Source organism: Microbulbifer regidiadema (SeqCode), assembly GCF_052467605.1.
The window spans coordinates 3,014,915-3,035,000 of record NZ_CP174316.1 but is presented as its reverse complement, the minus strand read 5'-3'; the positions used below and the strand labels follow the sequence as shown (position 1 = coordinate 3,035,000).

General features: G+C 52.0%; 14 protein-coding genes and 2 rRNA genes (1 of these 16 only partly in view). 11 read left to right on the top strand and 5 right to left on the bottom strand.

The features are described from left to right. Positions 1–1,628 (top strand): 23S ribosomal RNA (locus ACJJIF_RS13905); it begins 1,268 nt to the left of the window's first position. A 208-nt stretch (positions 1,629–1,836) separates the two neighbouring features. Further along, a 5S ribosomal RNA gene (rrf, locus tag ACJJIF_RS13900) occupies positions 1,837–1,952 on the top strand. A gap of 1,224 nt (positions 1,953–3,176) precedes the next feature. On the opposite strand, the gene ACJJIF_RS13895 is transcribed toward rrf, so the two are convergent. Both ACJJIF_RS13895 and dtd read right to left on the bottom strand, forming a co-directional pair. Further along, positions 3,177–3,686: a GNAT family N-acetyltransferase gene (locus ACJJIF_RS13895; protein ID WP_444928945.1), complete on the bottom strand. Its 510-nt coding sequence runs from the start codon at positions 3,684–3,686 to the stop codon at positions 3,177–3,179. 124 nt (positions 3,687–3,810) lie between these two features. Then, positions 3,811–4,248 carry a D-aminoacyl-tRNA deacylase gene (gene dtd / locus ACJJIF_RS13890; protein WP_444928944.1) on the bottom strand — a complete coding sequence of 146 codons (438 nt, stop codon included), beginning with the start codon at positions 4,246–4,248 and terminating at the stop codon, positions 3,811–3,813. Positions 4,249–4,335: 87 nt separating this feature from the next. On the opposite strand from dtd, the gene ACJJIF_RS13885 reads away from it, so the two are divergent. The 7 genes from ACJJIF_RS13885 to ACJJIF_RS13855 all read left to right on the top strand — a co-directional run bounded on the left by ACJJIF_RS13885 (position 4,336) and on the right by ACJJIF_RS13855 (position 12,747). Further along, positions 4,336–6,444, top strand: a complete 2,109-nt coding sequence (locus ACJJIF_RS13885) for a prolyl oligopeptidase family serine peptidase (RefSeq protein ID WP_444928943.1) — start codon at positions 4,336–4,338, stop codon at positions 6,442–6,444. Positions 6,445–6,670: 226 nt separating this feature from the next. After that, positions 6,671–7,660, top strand: coding sequence for an NAD-dependent epimerase/dehydratase family protein (locus ACJJIF_RS13880; RefSeq protein ID WP_444928942.1), 990 nt, complete (start codon positions 6,671–6,673; stop codon positions 7,658–7,660). Positions 7,661–7,767: 107 nt separating this feature from the next. Further along, positions 7,768–8,361, top strand: coding sequence for a DNA-3-methyladenine glycosylase I (locus ACJJIF_RS13875; RefSeq protein WP_444928941.1), 594 nt, complete (start codon positions 7,768–7,770; stop codon positions 8,359–8,361). Positions 8,362–8,483: 122 nt separating this feature from the next. Next, positions 8,484–8,654 carry a hypothetical protein gene (locus tag ACJJIF_RS13870; protein WP_444928940.1) on the top strand — a complete coding sequence of 57 codons (171 nt, stop codon included), beginning with the start codon at positions 8,484–8,486 and terminating at the stop codon, positions 8,652–8,654. A gap of 188 nt (positions 8,655–8,842) precedes the next feature. Next, the gene (locus ACJJIF_RS13865) at positions 8,843–10,735 is read left to right on the top strand and encodes a DUF885 domain-containing protein (RefSeq protein ID WP_444928939.1); all 1,893 of its coding nucleotides are present in this window, start codon (positions 8,843–8,845) and stop codon (positions 10,733–10,735) included. Positions 10,736–10,864: 129 nt separating this feature from the next. Next, positions 10,865–11,446: a hypothetical protein gene (locus ACJJIF_RS13860; protein WP_444928938.1), complete on the top strand. Its 582-nt coding sequence runs from the start codon at positions 10,865–10,867 to the stop codon at positions 11,444–11,446. A gap of 533 nt (positions 11,447–11,979) precedes the next feature. Further along, positions 11,980–12,747, top strand: a complete 768-nt coding sequence (locus ACJJIF_RS13855) for a VIT1/CCC1 transporter family protein (RefSeq protein WP_444928937.1) — start codon at positions 11,980–11,982, stop codon at positions 12,745–12,747. A 4-nt stretch (positions 12,748–12,751) separates the two neighbouring features. Here ACJJIF_RS13855 and ACJJIF_RS13850 read toward each other — a convergent pair whose 3' ends face one another. After that, positions 12,752–13,834 carry a GGDEF domain-containing protein gene (locus tag ACJJIF_RS13850; RefSeq protein WP_444928936.1) on the bottom strand — a complete coding sequence of 361 codons (1,083 nt, stop codon included), beginning with the start codon at positions 13,832–13,834 and terminating at the stop codon, positions 12,752–12,754. A 178-nt stretch (positions 13,835–14,012) separates the two neighbouring features. On the opposite strand from ACJJIF_RS13850, the gene ACJJIF_RS13845 reads away from it, so the two are divergent. Both ACJJIF_RS13845 and ACJJIF_RS13840 read left to right on the top strand, forming a co-directional pair. Then, positions 14,013–14,534: a macro domain-containing protein gene (locus tag ACJJIF_RS13845; protein WP_444928935.1), complete on the top strand. Its 522-nt coding sequence runs from the start codon at positions 14,013–14,015 to the stop codon at positions 14,532–14,534. A 559-nt stretch (positions 14,535–15,093) separates the two neighbouring features. Then, positions 15,094–15,597, top strand: coding sequence for a dienelactone hydrolase family protein (locus tag ACJJIF_RS13840; RefSeq protein ID WP_444928934.1), 504 nt, complete (start codon positions 15,094–15,096; stop codon positions 15,595–15,597). 89 nt (positions 15,598–15,686) lie between these two features. On the opposite strand, the gene ACJJIF_RS13835 is transcribed toward ACJJIF_RS13840, so the two are convergent. Both ACJJIF_RS13835 and typA read right to left on the bottom strand, forming a co-directional pair. After that, the gene (locus ACJJIF_RS13835) at positions 15,687–17,696 is read right to left on the bottom strand and encodes a glycoside hydrolase family 18 protein (protein WP_444928933.1); all 2,010 of its coding nucleotides are present in this window, start codon (positions 17,694–17,696) and stop codon (positions 15,687–15,689) included. Between the two features lie 519 nt (positions 17,697–18,215). Beyond that, the gene (gene typA / locus ACJJIF_RS13830; protein ID WP_444928932.1) at positions 18,216–20,024 is read right to left on the bottom strand and encodes a translational GTPase TypA; all 1,809 of its coding nucleotides are present in this window, start codon (positions 20,022–20,024) and stop codon (positions 18,216–18,218) included. Positions 20,025–20,086: the final 62 nt, after the last annotated feature.

Sequence of the window (20,086 nt, the reverse complement as noted above, 5' to 3'; positions counted from 1 at the left end):
CTCCCCGCCGGAAGACCAAGGGTTCCTGTCCAACGCTAATCGGGACAGGGTTAGTCGACCCCTAAGGCGAGGGCGAAAGCCGTAGTCGATGGGAAACAGGTTAATATTCCTGTACTCGCTATTACTGCGACGGAGTGACGGAGAAGGCTAGGCCGGCATGGCGATTGGTTGTCCATGTTTAAGGTTGTAGGCTTATGACTTAGGCAAATCCGGGTCATACTCTTTAATGAGAAGGCTGAGAGCTGATGACGAAGCCCACTTAGTGGGTGAAGTGGTTGATGCCCTGCTTCCAGGAAAAACTTCTAAGCTTCAGGTAATAGTGAATCGTACTCTAAACCGACACAGGTGGTCAGGTAGAGAATACCAAGGCGCTTGAGAGAACTCTGGTGAAGGAACTAGGCAAAATGGTACCGTAACTTCGGGAGAAGGTACGCCGGTTTTGGTGATGGGACTTGCTCCCTAAGCTGAGGCCGGTCGAAGTGACCAGGTGGCTGCGACTGTTTATTAAAAACATAGCACTGTGCAAACTCGTAAGAGGACGTATACGGTGTGACGCCTGCCCGGTGCCGGAAGGTTAATTGATGGGGTTAGCTTCGGCGAAGCTCTTGATCGAAGCCCCGGTAAACGGCGGCCGTAACTATAACGGTCCTAAGGTAGCGAAATTCCTTGTCGGGTAAGTTCCGACCTGCACGAATGGCGTAACGATGGCCACGCTGTCTCCACCAGAGACTCAGTGAAATTGAAATCGCTGTTAAGATGCAGTGTACCCGCGGCTAGACGGAAAGACCCCGTGAACCTTTACTACAGCTTTGCACTGAACTTTGAGCCTACTTGTGTAGGATAGGTGGGAGGCTTTGAAGCAGTAACGCTAGTTACTGTGGAGCCGTCCTTGAAATACCACCCTGGTATGTTTGAGGTTCTAACTCTGGTCCGTTATCCGGATCGAGGACAGTGTATGGTGGGTAGTTTGACTGGGGCGGTCTCCTCCCAAAGAGTAACGGAGGAGTACGAAGGTGCACTCAGCATGGTCGGAAATCATGCAATGAGCATAATGGTATAAGTGCGCTTGACTGCGAGACAGACATGTCGAGCAGGTACGAAAGTAGGTCATAGTGATCCGGTGGTTCTGTATGGAAGGGCCATCGCTCAACGGATAAAAGGTACTCCGGGGATAACAGGCTGATACCGCCCAAGAGTTCACATCGACGGCGGTGTTTGGCACCTCGATGTCGGCTCATCACATCCTGGGGCTGAAGCCGGTCCCAAGGGTATGGCTGTTCGCCATTTAAAGTGGTACGCGAGCTGGGTTTAGAACGTCGTGAGACAGTTCGGTCCCTATCTGCCGTGGGCGTTGGAGATTTGAGAAGAGTTGCTCCTAGTACGAGAGGACCGGAGTGAACGAACCTCTGGTGTTCCGGTTGTCACGCCAGTGGCATTGCCGGGTAGCTATGTTCGGACGGGATAACCGCTGAAAGCATCTAAGCGGGAAGCCTCCTTCAAGATAAGATCTCCCTGAGGCCTTGAGCCTCCTGAAGGGCCGTGGAAGACTACCACGTTGATAGGCTGGGTGTGGAAGCGTTGTGAGGCGTTGAGCTAACCAGTACTAATTGCCCGTGCGGCTTGACCATACAACAGAGATGGTTACTAACGACTAGCGCAAGCTAGCGGATTGTGGAATGAAAGACACACAATTGATCGACTTGCGGTGTATTACTACAGATTGTTTTACCGACTTATTTGGGGTTATCGCCGGTCAATAATGACCGAGGCAAACAGCGATAACGCGGCAGGCCAAGCAGATTGCTTATAAGACCAATGCCAACCCAAGCCAGTTTGCCTGACGACCATAGAGTTGTGGAACCACCTGATCCCTTGCCGAACTCAGAAGTGAAACGCAACATCGCCGATGGTAGTGTGGGGTTTCCCCATGTGAGAGTAGGTCATCGTCAGGCTTCTAAAAAAGAAACCCCCGCAGGGAAACCTGCGGGGGTTTTGTTTTTTTGGATATGATGAAATATTTTTACTACCTCGCAGCGCCTGCGCTGCCATGTGACAAGCGCTGCACCGAAGGTGCCAGCTTGGTACGCCGAAGGCGCCCGCAGGGTGGCGAGCACTGCTCGCCATACAGTGTAGGTTGGGTACACCCGACAACTTATAAAAATAATTAAAAAGCTAATTTTTACTGCGCTGGCTTTTTTGACAAAGGCCAGGAAAATAAATCGAAATTTTTACATTCTGATTTTTATTCAAAAAGTCGCGTAAAAATAAAAAACAAAAACTAAAAATAGCGATGCATAAATTACCCGGCTCCTCCCTGAAAAAATAAACCTATAAAAATAGCGGTTTACGCCCCTTCTCCGGCAAATTTCTCGGCGCTCTGACAAAAACGCTCGGCAAAAATAACCTACGTAAAAATCAGAAAAATACTAATGCCACTCCGGGCAAAAATTAAATTTACCAATTAAAAATATTGGTGATTTTTTAATCTGTGCGCTGATCCCCTGTAACGACGGGGCCTGTAGGCGATTTATTCAAGTTATACACAAGTCTATCCAGACTTTCTGTTAATAATATTTATATCCTAAGTTTAGTGGATAACCTGCCATACTTTTCCGTTGGTTTTTTGAGCAAATTGCCTTTTTGTATGGATTTAAAGGCTTGCACAAGTCTATCCAAAAGTTATGCACAACACTGTCCAGAAATTCTGTTAGTAACTGCTTGTGTGAAGACTTTATTCAGGGGTGGCCTAGCTCAGTGGCTTAATATCCGACCTTTTAGTGGATAACTTGAACTGGGTTCTTAGCTGTGAAAATCTGACAGCGCTGGAAAAGCGGCAGCCACTCTGTAGTTATGATCTGACCTTTTAGTCTCAACAATAAGAGCGCTCCTTTTAATTAGGATCAGTTCTATTCGATTGGGGGCGATAATCTCGGAGGGGAATTATTTATTGGCTCCTTAAGTGCAACTGAGTGAGCTAAGAGCCTGGCTAGAGTTGCGATCCGCCTACATATGAGCCCCGCACTCCCATATATTTTGACTCATTAGTTCTGTTGCCACTATCTTGAGTGGAGCCCGATAGATATCGCTCAATCACTATATTCGGGTTCCACAATAAAGAATTCGAACTTAGGGGGCGCTGAATAATTTGCTAATACCTCTGCGGAGTTTGAGGCTCCTTAGATAGAGACGGTGTAGATTTTTAAGTCCTGAGAAATTCCATCAATAGAGTAATAATTTGGAACGGTATCACTGTGAATTCCCCCCACACGCTCTGCGACAGCTATACTGGCACTGTTTTCAGATAGGCAGTGAATTTTTAAAGATTGGATATGATATTTATTTTTTAAGTGGTTAGAAACACAGCTTACAATTCGTGTCATAACTCCCTGGCCGTGATAATTTTTACAGAGCCAATAGCCTATTTCTGCATTTTTTTTGAGGAGATCAATCTCTTTAATTCCAAATATTCCTGCCGCCTTCCCTGAGGCACAAATCTTGTACCAGGATGCGCCGAAGTTCTTGCTAAAAATTCTATCGCTAATATATTTTTCTGTCGTCGGCAAATCGATCACCGCTTTTGCCCAGTAGAGATATTTTTCTAGCATTGGCCTATTGTTTTCAATAAGAGAAAATATAATTTTGGCGTCGCTCTCCAAGAGTGGATCGAGTTTTATATCGCTGTCCACCAGTATGCACTCTGTAACCATTTTCTTGTTTCTCTGCTTTTTAGCCGTATTATTTTTCCAACACTCACAGCTGTGAGGGCTTTTTAATAAAACAGGTAATCACTGCTGGGCTTTTACCGGTGCCCTAGGTTTGTAACATAAAAGTGACCGGACCATCATTGGTGAGGGAGACCTGCATATCCGCTGCAAATATTCCGCTGGCTACTGGAGAAAATTGGGCTTTGGAACTTTTAACAAAATAATTGTAAAGTTCCTCTGCATATTCTGGCGAGGCACCGCGACTAAAGCTTGGGCGCAGACCCCGGTCGGTCTCGGCAACTAGTGTGAACTGACTGACAATTAGGAGTCCGCCTCCGGCCTTGTGCAGGTTGAGATTCATACGCCCTTTATCGTCGGGAAAAATGCGGTAATTCAGCACCTTGTGCAGCAGCTTATCCGCACTCTCGGTGGTGTCCTGAGCCTCAATACCGAGCAGTAGGAGGATGCCTTTATCTATGGCTCCAACCGACTCTCCGGCTACGTTAACCTGGGCATGGCTAACCCTCTGAATCAATCCTTTCATCTCACTTCTCTCTGCTTCTCTGGAACCGATCGTATAAATGGCCTAGATTAGCGGACTGTCCCAAGTAGAGAAACCGAGAATAACGGTATGAAGAGAGCGCTAGTGGCACTGGTTGCCGGTGCACTGGCTGCGATGAGTGTTCACGCAGCCGATAGCTATCCGGAAAGTAAGCCGGGTACTCAAATTGATGAATATTTTGGCCAAAAGGTGGCCGATCCGTATCGCTGGATGGAACATATGTCCAGCGATGCGGTGAAAGACTGGGTTGGCGAGCAGAATGACTACGCATTACCGCGATTAAAGGACCTGCCTGGCTGGCAAAAAATCAATGACCGGCTCGCGCAGCTGTGGCGCTATGAGCGCTATGGTGTGCCCTATAAAAAGGGCGATAGCTATTACTACAGCTATAACACCGGCGATTGGGACCAAAATGTGTTCTACAGGGCCTCAGAACTGTCTGCTGAGGGCGATACAGTCCTGGACCCGCGCACTCTCAGCGACGATGGTACTATCGCCGCTAAGCGCCTTAAAGTCAGCCCAAAGGGCCGCTATCTGGCCTATGGCATCTCGGATGGTGGAACTGACTGGACCGACTACCGCATTCGGGACCTAAAGACAGGCAGGGATCTCAAAGAGCAGCTGACCGGGATCAAGTTTAGCGATGCCAGCTGGGCGGCGGATGAATCCGGTTTCTACTACAGTCGCTATCCGTTTAACCAGGATGGCACCGCAGACGATAGCAAACAGGTAGCGGTCTATTTCCATCGCCTGGGGGAGGCTCAGGAGCGCGATCAGTTGGTCTATGCAATTACCGATCATCCGACCCGCAATCCGGGAGCGGAGGTGAGTGCTGATGGCAACTACCTGTTATTTGGTATTTTCGATGGCTATGACTCCAACGGCTTCTACTATCGCGATCTGCGCGATAAAAGTGACAAGGTGGTCAAACTTCTGGATGACTGGGATGGCCTCTACCAGTATCTGGGTAACAAAGGGAGTCGCTTCTACTTTAAGACCAGTGCGGGAGCGCCGCTGGGGCGCGTGATCGCCATTGATCTGAATAAACCGCAGCGCAAGTACTGGCGCGATCTGGTGCCGGAGACCAGCAGCGCCCTGCAAAGTGCCAGCTATATCGGCGATCGCTTTGTACTTCACTATCTGGAAGATGCCAAATCGCGAGTACTGGTAACCGATACGCACGGCGAGCAGCAGTACGAGCTGAAGCTGCCGGGCGTGGGCTCAGTGAAGGGCTTTTATGGCGAGCCGGGTGAAGTGGAGACCTTCTACGCTTTCTCTAATTTTATTACCCCGCCGAGTATCTACCACCTGAATGTGCAGACCGGTGAAGCCACACTGTTCAAACAGCCAAAATATGCGGCAGATTTTTCTGACCTGACGGTGACCCAGCATTTCTATAAGAGTAAGGACGGCACCCGGGTGCCCCTGTTCCTGGTGCATAAGAAGGGTATCAAGCGCGATGGCAGCAATCCCACGCTGCTGTATGGATACGGTGGTTTTAACTCCGCCCAGCTACCGCGCTTTTACAATCGCTTTGTCGGTTGGCTGGATATGGGGGGTACCCTGGCGCTGGCCAACTTGCGCGGTGGCAGTGAGTACGGCAACGCCTGGCACTTGGCGGGCACCAAGACGCAAAAACAAAATGTTTTCGATGACTTTATCGCCGCAGCCGAGTGGCTGATTGAGGAAGAAATTACCTCTCCGCAGAAGCTCGCTATCAGCGGTCGCTCCAATGGTGGACTCCTGGCGGGGGCGACGCTGGTGCAGCGCCCGGATTTATTTGCGGCGGCCTTACCGGTAGTGGGTGTCCTGGATATGCTGCGCTACCACACCGCCTCCGCCAATGCGCGACAGTGGTCGAGCGATTATGGCCTGAGTGAGAATCGCGAAGAGTTCAAAGCGCTGCACGCCTACTCCCCGGTTCACAATACCCGTGAGGGCACCTGCTACCCGGCCACCCTGATTACTACTGCCGACCGGGATGATCGGGTGGTTCCCTGGCACAGCTACAAATTTGCCGCTGCGCTACAGAGAGATCAGGGCTGTGACAAACCGGTCTGGCTTGCGGTGGAAACCCGAGCTGGCCACGGTGCGGGCAAGCCGGTGTGGATGCAGGTGGAAGACTTTGCCAATCAGTGGAGCTTCCTCGCCTACCAGCTGGGTATGAAGATCGAGTAGCCTTATCAATTCACCCAATAAAAGTCGCAGCGGGGTCCACCGTTGAGGTTCCCGTGAGCGCGGCTATTGGGTATTGTTTCGGGGCGGCGTCACTGGTGCAGTGAGTGTGTCGCCCACTCTGCCGGAGTGGTGGTATCGCCAACCGGTCTGCCCTTCCGAGGGGCGGTGGCTTCGGCAGAGTTGATCACTGGGTATGAATAAAGATAACAACTCATCCGGTGGATTTATGAAACACGCATTTGTAACCGGGGGAACCGGTTTTCTCGGCGCTAATTTGTTAGATCAATTGGTAAGCGATGGCTGGCAAGTTACCGCCATGCATCGGCGCACCTCCAATACCGATAGATTGCGCGCCCTGGGGGTCAATTTGGTTGAGGCCTCGTTGAATGACCCGGAATCCCTTCAGGCCGCAATACCCGATAATGTCGATGCGCTTTTCCATATGGCGGCCAATACCAGTATGTGGCGCGCTGGCAATGCCCAGCAGTGGAAAGATAATGTCGAGGGTGCGGCGCATATTGCGCAAGTGGCGAGGGAGAAAAATGTAGGGCGGATGGTGGTGACCAGCTCAATTTCTGCCTATGGCTATCACAAGGAAAGAATTACGGAGGAGAGTGATAAGCTGGCCGATGATCCTCACCATCACTACCTATACACGAAAAAACGTGAGGAAATTGTAATCCGTAAGGAAATTGAGCGGGGGCTGGATGCTGTATTTCTCAACCCCTGTGCCATTGTGGGTAAATACGATACCAGCAGTTGGGCGCAGACTTTTTTTCTAATAGATAAAAATCAATTACCGGGTGTACCGCCGGGCTGGGGATCTTTTTGCCATGCCGGCGCGGTTGCGCGCGCGCATATCACTGCCGTTGAAAAAGGGCGCTGTGGTGAAAATTATATTTTAGCCGGAACCGATGCCAGTTTTTTGGAGTTCTTCGCAAAGATTGCTGAATTACTGGATAAACCGGTACCCAAGCGCACCACCCCCGCCTTCGTTATTCAGACTATTGCCTGGTTTTCTGACCTCTTCTCCCGAGTGAGTGGGCGCGAGCCGGTTATTACACCGGAGAAGGCCACTTTGGTAACTCGGAGAGTAGTGGCTAGCAGTGCGAAAGCAGAGCGTGAACTGGATTATCAATCGGGGGTGGATTTGGATACTATGTTGTGCGAATGTCGAGATTGGTTAGCACAGAACAATTTATTGGAGTCGAAGTGAATCGCGGTAATATTATATTTGGGTTAGTTGCCTTGCTTTTGGTTTTACAAATTATTCAGCACTACTTTTTCTCCGGCGCAAACTAGTCATAAATATAGGGAGTAAATATGGCGGAAAAGCGCTGTACCTGGTGCCTGTCTACGCCACTTTATCAGAGTTACCACGATGAAGAGTGGGGTAGACCGGTTACCGACGATCAGGCCCTATTTGAGTTTTTATTGCTTGAAGGGGCCCAGGCGGGCTTGTCCTGGATTACCGTGCTGAATAAGCGGGAGAATTATCGCAAGCTTTTCAATAATTTTGATGCGGAAAAAATTGCCCGGTACACCCCAAAAAAGGTAGAGAAATTACTGCTCAATCCGGGAATTATTCGCAACCGACTTAAAGTTGAATCGGCGATCAAGAATGCGCGGGCAACGCTGGAATTGCGGGATCGCGGTATTTCTCTAAAGGACTTCCTGTGGCAATTTACCGATGGAAGAGTGATCATCAATCGCCCGCGCAGTATGCAGCAGGTGCCGGCGACCACGGCTGAATCCGATGCGATGAGTAAGGCGCTAAAAAAAGCGGGTTTTAGTTTTGTGGGATCAACCATTATGTATGCGCATATGCAGGCAACGGGGATGGTCAATGATCACTTGGCAACTTGCCCGGCCCATCAGCAGTGTGTCGATGAGGCGCAGCGCTTGGGCTTAGCTTGAGGCAGGGTTTAGCCGTAGAGGACGATAGATACGAATAGTTTGCTCAATGAGTACTGGCGCCGAGTGACACATTCTGTCTAAAACAGGGTGGTCCTGATGACGCTATCGCAGCGCTGCTCGTATTGGATATCCTGGATATCAATACCTCCGGTTTAATCGCTATTGCTCAAGACTGGGAGGTTTACTGGTCCCTGATACGGCAACTTAAGCCGGCCCAGAAGGCTGAGGGCTTAACGGTTGCCTTTCCCCAGTGGGAGTTGCATATCGTGGAGCGCGCTGCCAACGGGCTCTAGTTCATTACCGCAGGGTCAGTTGGGGCAATATCCTACTCTCAATACTGCACTCCTCTAGCCCAATATCTTCGATTTGCCTCAACTCAACGCAAACATATGGCGTTCTAAGGGGCTTTAATCGACACCTTCTCGATTTCGTGTCAAAGTGAACGGCGTTTTTTTGTGCAATTTTTGATCGAGATAGGAAGATGCCGATAAAGCTGAACAACCCATTGATCCCCAGCCTGCTGGCTGTCGCTATCCTTGCGGGCTGTCAGGGTGACAAGAGTACTCAAGCTGGAGCCAATGCAGCTAAGCCCCAGAATGCTGTTGCCGAGGCCTCGGTAGCGGTAGACGCGGTTGCGGAAACCAAGCGCCTGACTGAGTGGCTGGATAAGCGCTACGAGGAGCAACTACAGTTCAGCCCGGTTCAGTTGTCCTACCTGGGCCGCAAAGACCAGTACGACCAGATCGACGATATGAGCGAGGCCGCAGAGGCGCGCAAACTGGCGTGGCGGGAAAAAAGCGTTGCGGAGCTGAAGAAGAACTTCGACTACAGCAAGCTGACTCAGGAAGGGAAAACTTCCTACGATATCTGGATTTACCAGTTTGAGCAGGCTAAAGCGGCCGCGCCGTTTATCCGTCACGGCTATATCTTTGAGCAGATGGGCGGCGCACAATCGCAGCTGCCCAACTTCCTGCTGAACTTCCACAAAGTGGATAATATCGAAGATATGCAGGCGTATATCACCCGTATCGGCGGTATTTCCCGCGCGATCAACCAGTTGCTCGACCGCGCCAAGCTGTCTGCCAAAGAGGGTATTCGCCCCCCGCGCTTTGCCTATGAGGGTGCGATTGATCAGTCCAGCAAACTGATTGAAGGTGCGCCTTTTACCGATGGTGAAGACGCGCCTTTGTGGGCCGGCGCCAAAGGGAAAATCGCCGAGCTGCTCGAGGCCGGCACTATTGACCAGAAGCAGGCAGACAAGCTGACCGCAGAAGCGCGCCAGGCGTTAGAAACTGAATTTTTCCCCGCATATCAGGGCCTGGTTGCCTGGCTCAAAGCCGATATGCAGAAGGCCTCAGCAGAGCCGCAGGGTGCTAGTAGCTTGCCCAATGGTATGGCCTACTACAATCAGCGCCTGGCCAACACCACCACTACGGACCTGACTGCCGAGCAGATCCACAATATCGGCCTCGGGGAAGTGGCGCGTATCCGCAGTGAGATGGAAACCATCAAGAAGCAGGTGGGCTTCGAGGGTAGCTTGCAGGACTTCTTTAAGTTTATCCGCGAAGATGGCCAGTTCTACTACCCCAATACCGATGAAGGTCGCCAGGGCTACCTGAATGACTCGACCGCATTCCTGGACGATATTACCAAGAAACTGCCGGAATACTTTGGCCTGTTGCCGAAAGCTGAGCTGGTGGTAAAGCGGGTTGAGGCGTTCCGTGAGCAGGATGGCGGTGCCCAGCACTACTACCCCGGCACTCCCGACGGTTCCCGCCCGGGTATTTACTACGCGCACCTGTCTGATATGAGTGCCTACTCCACCACGGATATGGAGACTGTGGCCTATCACGAGGGCAACCCCGGCCACCATATGCAGATCTCTATTGCCCAGGAACTCGAGGGTATTCCGCAGTTCCGTACCCAGGCTCACTTTACGGTCTATGTAGAGGGTTGGGCGCTGTACTCCGAGAAGCTGGCCAAGGAAATGGGTGCATTTGAAGACCCCTACAACCTGTTTGGCCACCTGACCGCTGAAATGTGGCGAGCCATTCGCCTGGTTGTCGATACCGGTCTGCACGCCAAAGGTTGGAGCGAAGAGCAGGCGGTGGAGTACTTCCTGGAAAACTCCGCAATCCCCGAGACCGCAGTTCGCTCCGAAGTGCGTCGCTACCTGGCGTGGCCGGGTCAGGCTACCGCCTATAAGATCGGTATGCTGAAGATTCAGGAGCTGCGCCAGCAGGCTGAAGATCAGCTGGGGGATAAATTCGATATTCGCGGATTCCACGATACCGTACTGGGTGGCGGTGCTCTGCCAGTTCCCGTACTGGAGAGCCGCGTGGCCTCTTGGGTGGAATCAGTGAAGCAATCGTAAGCTTCTCTGCTGATTTTGCTAAAAAGCCGGGCATAGCCCGGCTTTTTTATTGGGGCTATTCCTGTGAATATCGTCTGTTTATAGGGCAAGCCGGTTTGCTCAATAATACTTGTTTATGGAAATATCAGAATGGACTCAAATATTTACTCCGCTCCGGAGGCCGAATTAGCTACCGTTGCAGAAGGTGAAGCACAATTTTATATAGTGTCACCGACCAAATTCTGGGTGATGAGCCTCGCTACCGTGGGGCTGTATTCAGTGTATTGGTTTTACCGGCACTGGAGCGAATATCGGCGTATCAGTGGGGAGGATATGTGGCCGGTTATGCGGGCGATATTCTCAATTTTCTTCACTCACTCTCTGTTTTCTCACATTCAAAGTCGCATCGATGACGCCGAGATAGATTACCGCTGGTCCCCGGGGTTTTGGGCCACTTTTTATGTGGTTTTTGCGCTTATCGGAGCGGTAGTCGACCGGCTTTCCTATTACTCCGATACAGTTTCACTGATCGATTTAATTAGTATTCTTCTCTTACCTTTTTCTCTGTGGCCACTCTATGAGGGGCAGAAAGCGGCGAATAGCGCTTGTGGCGATATTTCGGGGCGGATAAATTCTAGATTTACCCCCTGGAATTATATCTGGCTGGCTATGGGGGCTCTGTTTTGGGGGCTGGGCATTTTTGGCTCCTATTATTTACTGGGCTATGAATAACAGCAAAATATCTGGGAAATAGATAAGATTTTTTATCGCCGTGTGCGCCACGGTCATGGATATCCCGTTTCTTGGCAGCGCCATTGGAGGCGGGAAAATTCTTGTTGAGGGGTGGGCGGAGTAGCGCTGATAGCACAGGGATTATGCTGGCGCCGCGAGAGCAGTACACTTTACTGCTACACTAGGGAGTCGATGTGCCTGAGCGTGGTTCTGGCTCCATATATAAAAAAACAAGACCGGATGGCGGCACAGACTTAGCTGGTGTCGGTAAAGCCGATGCTTGGCGCGGCCGCCCTTTGGGCCGGGGAGGATATCGAGTTGCTGAATAGCCTGGGGGTGTACAGCGCGGGCGTTAACTTCCCGGTTACTAATCGCCATATAGCGACAGTCCATTTTGCTGCACCCGTATATGTGTGATTGCGCTGTAGGTCGCGCACAGGCCCAGTACGGCCAGTCTGTATATTTAGCGCTCCCTCGGTCAGGTTGCGGGAAATCTATGTGTTACAGCATTTCTGACAGTCGTACACAGGAATATGGAGCAAAAGCCAAGACGTAAACGGGAAAGCCGACAAGCGCTGATTGAAGAGCACAGGCCGGAGCGTATCGAGGCGCGCTTGCGCAGCCGCCCGGAGTCGCAGCGGCTGTCTGATTTTGTCCTGGGCGCCATAGATGGCTGTGTCACTACCTTTGCCGTTGTTGCCGGCGCGTTTGGTGCGGGCTTCCCCGAAGCCGTTGTACTGGTGATGGGCTTTGCCAATCTGATCGCCGACGGTTTCAGCATGGCGGTGAGCAACTATGAAGCTGCCAGTGTGGAGCGCGAGCAGCGGGTTGCGGCGACGCGCACAGAGCGCGAGCATATCGCGCTAATCCCCGAGGGAGAGCGGGAAGAGATCCGACAGATCTTCTATCAGAAGGGGTTTCGCGGCGAGACACTCGACAATATTGTTGCCACTATCACCGCGAACCAAAAACTGTGGATAGAGACGATGCTGGCGGAAGAGTACGGTCTGTGTCGCGCGGAACATAAGCCTCTGGGGGCGGCCTTAATGACCTTTGCCGCCTTCCTGTGTGTTGGCGCGATTCCCCTGTTTCCCTACCTGCTCTACAGCCTTAATCCCGCACAGCAGTTTTATACCAGTGCGGCTTTGTCGGCATGCGCTTTTTTTGCCATTGGCGTGTGTAAAGGACGGGTGTTTTCCGATCATCTGCTGATATCGGGTTTAAAAACTCTGTTATTTGGCAGTAGCGCGGCGGCCCTGGCCCTGGCTGCCGGCTATCTGTTGCGCCATTTTGTGAGCTAGCCGCTTACGCGGCTATCACCTTATTGCGGCCGCTGTTTTTCGCACGATACATACGCTTGTCTGCTTCGGCCAGCAGCTGATTGAGGGGCTTGCCATTGGCGCTGCCTTCGACAACTCCGAGGCTAATCGATATTTTTACTGGACGGGTATAGCGGCGGCTGAGGGCTGCCACTCTGCGGCGCAGTTTTTCCGCGAGGATACTGCCGCCTTTTAAATCGGTGTTGGGCAATAGCAGCAAAAACTCTTCGCCGCCCCAGCGCGCCACAATATCTTCCGAGCGACTGTTACTTTTCAAAATCTTAGCGACATCCTGCAATACGCGGTCCCCAAAGGAGTGCCCGTAGGTATCGTTGATCATTTTGAAATTATCCAGATCACCGATGAGGATGACATATTGGTCTTGAGCTGTATCGCTGCGGCGTTCCAATTCGTTTATTGCGCGAAAAGCTTCGCGGCGGTTGGCCAGCCCTGTCAGCGTATCCGTTGCTGCGTAGCTCTCCAGTTCGCCGGTCAGTCGTTGCAGGAGCTGTTGGGTCTGGTGACGGCTGCTGTCGAGTAGCGCTGTCAGCGCGGTGAGAGCCCCAAATACGGCAATAAAGCGCGCGCGATAGGCGGTGTCGTACTTGGCGGTAAGCCCCGGAAAATCCGGGTAAAACAAAATTGCGGCGGTCGCTAGGCCAATACCGAGGAGAGCGGTGGTTCCGGTTTTATAGCCGTACAGATTGATAAAACCGGGCACCAGCATAACGGCCCACATCAGGCCGGTGTTGTTGACGCCACCGGTTAGCAGTAAGTAGAAATATAGTACCAACAAAAGGATGCCCACCAGTGTTGGCGTCTTTTCACTGGGGCCAATAATGTTGACGGTGATATAGGCCAGCAGGATAACCACAGCCGCGAGAAAAAGTGTCGAGGCTTGCAGGATATTGGTGGCGGTCAGGGCAATAATTGCCATAGCCCCGGTAATCGCCATCGCGAATATCAGCATATAAGAGGAGGCCAGTATTCTTCTGCGCAGATCTATACGCTGCACCTCATCAATAGAGGTGGAAATCGCGGGGTTTTGATTGTTATACCCTGAGCTCATAGTTATTCCCGTTGCTATACCGACTGCAACCTTCCGCTTGCTCGGGGCTATCCTGCATCATACAAAGGTGTAGGTAGCCACTGCCGGAGTGAAGCAGTGCTGAGTATAGGGGGAATCTGCCACCGACCAAAGTAGCAAGCTACAGTATCAGTAACTCAAACTTTAGAACTGAGAAATCGTGACACAAATTCAACTGACTTGTGGTGATATTTTGACGATGCGGGGGGATGCGTTGGTGTGCCCTGCGCACAAGCATCTGATTCGGGGGCGGGGCCTCTCTGCGCAAATCTATGCCCGCTGTGGAACCCAGTTAACGCCTCAGTGCAGCAGTCAGCGGGCTTGCCTGGTGGGGGAGGCTCGCTTGACCAGTGCCTGCGACCTACCGGTTGATTACCTGCTGCATACCGTTACTCCCCAGTGGAGTAGTGGCGATCAGTGGGGGTGCCAGGCAATCGTACAGTTGCGCCGCTGTTATGAAAGTGTTTTGGAACTGGCGAAACAGCGCGGCTGTAAAACCGTATTGTTTCCGGCACTGGGGGCTGGCACAAATCGCTTCCCGCACGAAATTGCAGCGCACCAGGGGCTGACGGTGTTACGCAAGTACGCCTCGGACTTTGAATGCCTTACGGTTTGTTTGCACTCACCAACGGCACTGGGGCAGTGGCAGAAAGTTGAGCAGCGTTTTTACGGGAGCTGCTGACTGAAGGGCTTCAAGTTTGCAAGCCTATTGCCCGCTGTGGATTACAGAGTGACAGGCTGACGGTTACATAAGGCCCGCAGCTCCGCTTAAGCTTCATCAAGGCATATAGGAACAAGCCTATAGTTTCTTCTTGGTATAGGTCGATACAAGCTAATGTTTGCCTGCCCACTGTATTTTCTTATGCGCTTGTGGTTTTAATTAAATTTATTTAATTTTTATACTGTGGCTCTAGCCAGCTTGATCGCTTGGGGATTAGTAAATAGCCTTTGATGATTGCTGGTATTTCTACTGGCCGGTTAATTAGTCGAGATAATTTTATTGGTTAATTGGAATATTTATTTCATATTTTTTTGATTTGATCGGGAGGGGCTGCAATAACTTCTCATTATGCTTGTTGACGGTTTTTTTTGAGTTTTCTTCTGTTATTGGGGCGAGGTGGGTGTGCGAACAATAGTTGTTGCGGATATTTGGGGGCAGACAGCGGATTTAGAACAGTTGTACTCTGGCATCAGCAATAATTATAAAATATTAACCCCCTATCAAGAGGTGGGATTAAATTTTGAAAATGAGAGGGGTGCCTATCAATATTTTATGCATCATTGCATCATTGCATCATTGCGGCATTGAGAGATACTATAACTCCGTTAAGGCGTATATTTTAGAAAAGAAGATTGACTGTAATTTAGTGGGGTTTAGTGCGGGGGCCACTGTTGCATGGATGCTTGCCTGTAGTGAGGATTTAGGCTTTATTAAAAAGGCGGCCTGCTTTTATGGTTCCCGAGTGCGCTATTTTCTCGATAGGGAGCCTGGTTGCGATGTAGATTTTATCCCGGCAAAAGAAGCTTTATTTGATATCTCTAAAATCACCAGCCAGCTGGCTAAATTTTCGATGGTAACGCTGCACAAAAACCAATTTTCACATGGATTTATGAATCGCTGTTCTGAAAATTTTCACCCTGATGCCTACAGACAATATTCAGAATGGTTACAAGAGTGGTGCACTTCAGAGTTGAATGCAGGGGCCGCTAAGTTGCCGTCCCCTGTAAATAGAGTTTTGCGATAGCGGCAATAAAAAAGGCCCGTGAGGGCCCTTTTTATCAGTAGAGAGACTTAGCCGCCCTCCTTGGGAAAGGCGGCTAGGCTGTATACCGATTACTGACAGGAAGTCTCTTCCCAGTATTGGGGGGCATTCGTCGGGGACCACCAGTTCGGGCCAAAAGTAGAGACGTATACCTGGCCGTCAAAGGTCACCATGTCGCCAACCTGGTAGCCCTCGTCACCGGCATAGGGCTGCTGGTACTCGGGGCAGGAAGCCGTTGAGTCCGAATCCTGACTGTCGTCGGCATCGCTGTTGGAGTCGCTGCCGGAGTTGTCGTCAGAGCCGCTGTTGGAACCTGAATCGTTGCCAGAGCTGTCGTCGGAATCGCTGCCGCTATTGTCGTCGGAACCGCTGTCAGAGTCATCGCTCTCCGTTTGACAGGTGGTTTCGCTCCACAGTGATGGGGCGGAGCTTGGCGACCACCAGTTGGGTTCGTGGGTGGACTCGTAGGCGACCCCCTCAAAGACAACAACGTCACCGATGGAATAACCGGGCTCGCCGGCATAGGGCTGCTCGAATGCGACACAGGCGCTGCTGCCGCTACTGCTATCGCCACCGCTGCTACCGCTGTCACCAGTATCTCCGCTGTCTCCAGTATCTCCAGTGTCTCCAGTGTCACCAGTGTCACCAGTATCGCCGGTATCGCCAGTGTCGTCGGTATCACCGGTGTCGTCACTGTCGCCGGTATCACTGGAACCGCCCTGTCCGAAGACCTCGAGTGCGGCATCGAGCAATGGATATTGATACTCGTTGTTCTCCAGTAGCATTCCGCCGCGGAGCTGCCAGATCATTACGCCGCCCAGGCCCTGGTCGAGCACATATTGGGCGCGTTCGGCAATAGAGGTGGTATCTTCGAACGAGATAAAACCACCGTCGTCGAACCAGCCGTAGTGGGTGACGGCCTCTGCATCATAAGCGGTGTGGAATGATGGGTCGTTGTCTATTTTGTCGGCAATCTGGTAGTAGCGTGTCTCGGTGTCAGAGCCCCAGTGCGCCACGTCTTGCCCAGAGGCGGCTTCACCGATTGCGGTGGCGCCGGCCACACTGCGGCCGTAGTGGGACATGCCCAGGGTAATTTTTTCGGCTGGAATATTGCCTTCTGTCATCCACATATTGCGGCAGCTGTCTGCATCGAAGCCTTCGTTGACCTGGCCTTCATAGGGGTACAGCGGCGAGGTGTGCTGGGCTACGGTATCCCAGTCGCCACCAAAGTCATAAGTCATCAGGTTGACATAGTCGAGGACTTCGCCCACAGCAGCAAAATCATAACCCTCTTCTGCAATCGAGGGGCCACAGGCCACGGCAGCGGTCAGTTCCAGATTTTTGCCGGTCTCCGCTTCAACCTCATCGAAGCGCGCGCGCAGCTCTTGCAGCAGGGTGGTGAAGTTTTCTTTGTCGATCGAGCGGCCGCCGTTCGGCTCATAGCCGGGGTATTCAAAATCGAGATCGAGGCCGTCGAAGTCCCAGTCGGTCAGGAGTGTTACAGCATTTTCAATAAAGGCCGCACGCGCGGTGTCGCTCTCCATCATCTCGGAGACTTTATGGGAGAGGGTCCAGCCGCCCATGGATAGGATTGCCTTGGCGCCGTCGTCGTGTACCGATTTTACGAAACCTGACTCGTGGTCATTCCAGCCCTGACAGACTGCGGGTTGAATACTCGAATCGTATTCGCTGTAGGGGTGCCAGAATTGTGGTGAACATTTTACCGGGCCATCACCGGCGCCGCCGGAAAACGATTGGGCACCCAGGCCGTAGAAAACGTAGGGGTCGGTAAAGTAGATGTTGCCGTCTTCGTCATTCCAGGCGAAGGCGTACTGGACGTGGGTGAGCTTGGAGAAATCCACATTGTCGTGGGTGAAGGATGAGTCAGCCCAGTACTCCCAATCGGCCCAGTAGGCCGACACGCGCTTAGAGGTCTCTTGTGCGCTGGCATTTCCGCTGATAGCGATCGCTGCCGCGAGAGCCGCTGCGGCTTTTAATTTAAACCCAAATTTAGATCCGCGCTCACTGCGGTTGCCCTCCAACGTCCCTGTTCGATCCTGAGATTGCAGGAAAGAAAACATTAGATTGACCTCCCATAGGCCTTATTTATGTATGAAGAAATTTGTCGTTATATTTGGAGACGTTGGAATAAATAACGGCGCAAAAGTTCCACAGGGAGATCTGGCAGTTGATCGGGTCAGTGCTTTATTCGTCGTGAATATTTCCCTGTACTTGTTTGACGGTTAATCAGAGGGGGCTCACCGTCGGGCTTTATGGGCAAATTTTCACGGGGAGAGGCAATTGCCCTCTTTAGTATTTAGGTTTTATTTTTTAACTTTTAGTAAGTTTATTTTTTAGTTTCAATTTTCTATTTGGGTGTTTGTGCTGCAGTTGGAGATTTTCCTGTGCCTTTTTTCTGGGGGTTCTGGTGTCTTTTTTAGTGGCTTTGCCGATAAAGTTCGAGTTGCTGAACCCTTTATTATTTTGGTGGGGGCGCAGAGTATTTTAAATAATTGGATTTGAATAATTTTCACTGTCGTGAAATGGCAAAACAAAAAAGGGCCCAGAGGGCCCTTTTTTAAAGTTGAAGAAACTATTAATTATTTCTTCGCGCGCTTGCGCATATTTTCCTGCAAAATTTTCTTGCGCAGACGGATAAAGTTGGGAGTCACTTCTACCAATTCATCGTCTTCGATAAATTCCAGCGCCTGCTCCAGGGTATGACGGATGGGCGGTGACAGAGTGAGTGCATCGTCGGTACCCGAGGCGCGCACGTTAGTGAGCTGTTTGGCCTTGGTGGGGTTTACCACCAGGTCGTTGCCGCGCGAGTGAATACCGACGATTTGGCCTTCGTAGACCTCTTCGCCGTGGCCGAGGAACAGGCGACCGCGATCTTGCAGTGCGAACAGACCATAGGCCAGGGTTTTGCCCTTGACCATGGAAACCAGTACACCGTTGATGCGCTTGGCCACTTCACCCTGCTTCACCGGACCGTAGTGGTCGAAGATACTGGTCATAATGCCAGAACCGCTGGTGATGGTAAGGAATTGGGAGCGGAAGCCGATCATGCCGCGCGAGGGCACGATAAAGGTCAGGCGCACGCGACCTTTGCCGTCCGGCTCCATATTGGTGAGATCGGCCTTGCGCAGACCCAGCTCTTCCATAATGGGCCCCTGATGAGGTTCCTCAACATCGATAACCACTTCTTCATAAGGCTCGTGGATCTCACCGTCGACCTCTCTCTGCACCACTTCCGGGCGGGAAACGCCCAGCTCGAAACCTTCTCGGCGCATGGATTCGATCAGTACTGACAGGTGCAATTCACCGCGGCCGGATACGCGGAATTTGTCCGGGGAGTCGCCTTGCTCTACACGCAGGGCGACGTTGTGGATCAGCTCCTGGTCCAGACGCTCCTTAATATTGCGCGAGGTGACGAACTTGCCGTCCTGGCCGGCGAAGGGGGAGTCGTTCACCTGGAAGGTCATGCTTACCGTGGGCTCGTCTACGCTCAGGGCGGGCAGGGCTTCCGGGGTATCTGGGTCGCACAGGGTATCGGAGATATTCAGTTCGCCCACACCGGTGATACACACGATATCGCCGGCGCTGGCCTGCTCAACTTCAGTGCGTTCGAGACCCAGGTAACCCATCACTTGCAGGACCTTGGCCTTGCGCGAGTTGCCTTCGCGGTCCAGTACTACCACTTGTTGGTTGGGGGTCAGGGTGCCGCGGGAAATGCGGCCCACGCCGATAACGCCCACATAGCTGGAGTAATCCAGAGCGGAAATCTGCATCTGGAAGGTGCCTTTGGGGTCAACCTTGGGCGGTTCTACCTTGTCCACGATCATCTGGAACAGCGGGGTCATATCGTCGGCCAGGTCGGTGTCGTCGAGGCCGGCGATGCCGTTCAGGGCGGAGGCGTAGACAACCGGGAAGTCCAGCTGCTCGTCGGTGGCGCCGAGGCTGTCGAACAGGTCGAATACTTGGTCCATTACCCAGTCGGGGCGCGCGCCGGGGCGGTCGATCTTGTTGATTACCACGATCGGGTTGAGGCCCTGTTCGAACGCCTTCTGGGTCACGAAGCGGGTCTGCGGCATGGGGCCGTCCACTGCGTCTACGAGCAGCAGAACCGAGTCCACCATGGACAGTACGCGCTCTACCTCACCGCCGAAGTCGGCGTGCCCTGGGGTGTCGACAATATTGATGCGGTAGTCATTCCAGCGGATAGCGGTGTTCTTCGCCAGAATGGTGATGCCACGCTCTTTTTCCTGGTCGTTGGAGTCCATGACGCGCTCGGCGCCTTCGTCGCGGCGGTCGAGAGTGCCGGACTGGGACAACAGCTTGTCCACCAGGGTGGTTTTGCCGTGGTCTACGTGGGCGATAATCGCAATATTGCGCAGATTCTCTATCACTGGGGGCCTCTGGGCGTTAAATCTTGGTAAATCGGGGCGGGGGCCTGCGGGGTTTCTACAGC

Bases quoted from the DNA above. Each gene is read 5' to 3' on its own strand.
- ACJJIF_RS13850 (WP_444928936.1), bottom strand. From the start codon at position 13,834: ATGAGCTCAGGGTATAACAATCAAAACCCCGCGATTTCCACCTCTATT.
- dtd (WP_444928944.1), bottom strand. From the start codon at position 4,248: ATGAAAGGATTGATTCAGAGGGTTAGCCATGCCCAGGTTAACGTAGCC.
- ACJJIF_RS13865 (WP_444928939.1), top strand. From the start codon at position 8,843: ATGCCGATAAAGCTGAACAACCCATTGATCCCCAGCCTGCTGGCTGTC.
- ACJJIF_RS13860 (WP_444928938.1), top strand. From the start codon at position 10,865: ATGGACTCAAATATTTACTCCGCTCCGGAGGCCGAATTAGCTACCGTT.
- ACJJIF_RS13875 (WP_444928941.1), top strand. From the start codon at position 7,768: ATGGCGGAAAAGCGCTGTACCTGGTGCCTGTCTACGCCACTTTATCAG.
- ACJJIF_RS13835 (WP_444928933.1), bottom strand. From the start codon at position 17,696: ATGTTTTCTTTCCTGCAATCTCAGGATCGAACAGGGACGTTGGAGGGC.
- ACJJIF_RS13885 (WP_444928943.1), top strand. From the start codon at position 4,336: ATGAAGAGAGCGCTAGTGGCACTGGTTGCCGGTGCACTGGCTGCGATG.
- ACJJIF_RS13855 (WP_444928937.1), top strand. From the start codon at position 11,980: ATGGAGCAAAAGCCAAGACGTAAACGGGAAAGCCGACAAGCGCTGATT.
- ACJJIF_RS13880 (WP_444928942.1), top strand. From the start codon at position 6,671: ATGAAACACGCATTTGTAACCGGGGGAACCGGTTTTCTCGGCGCTAAT.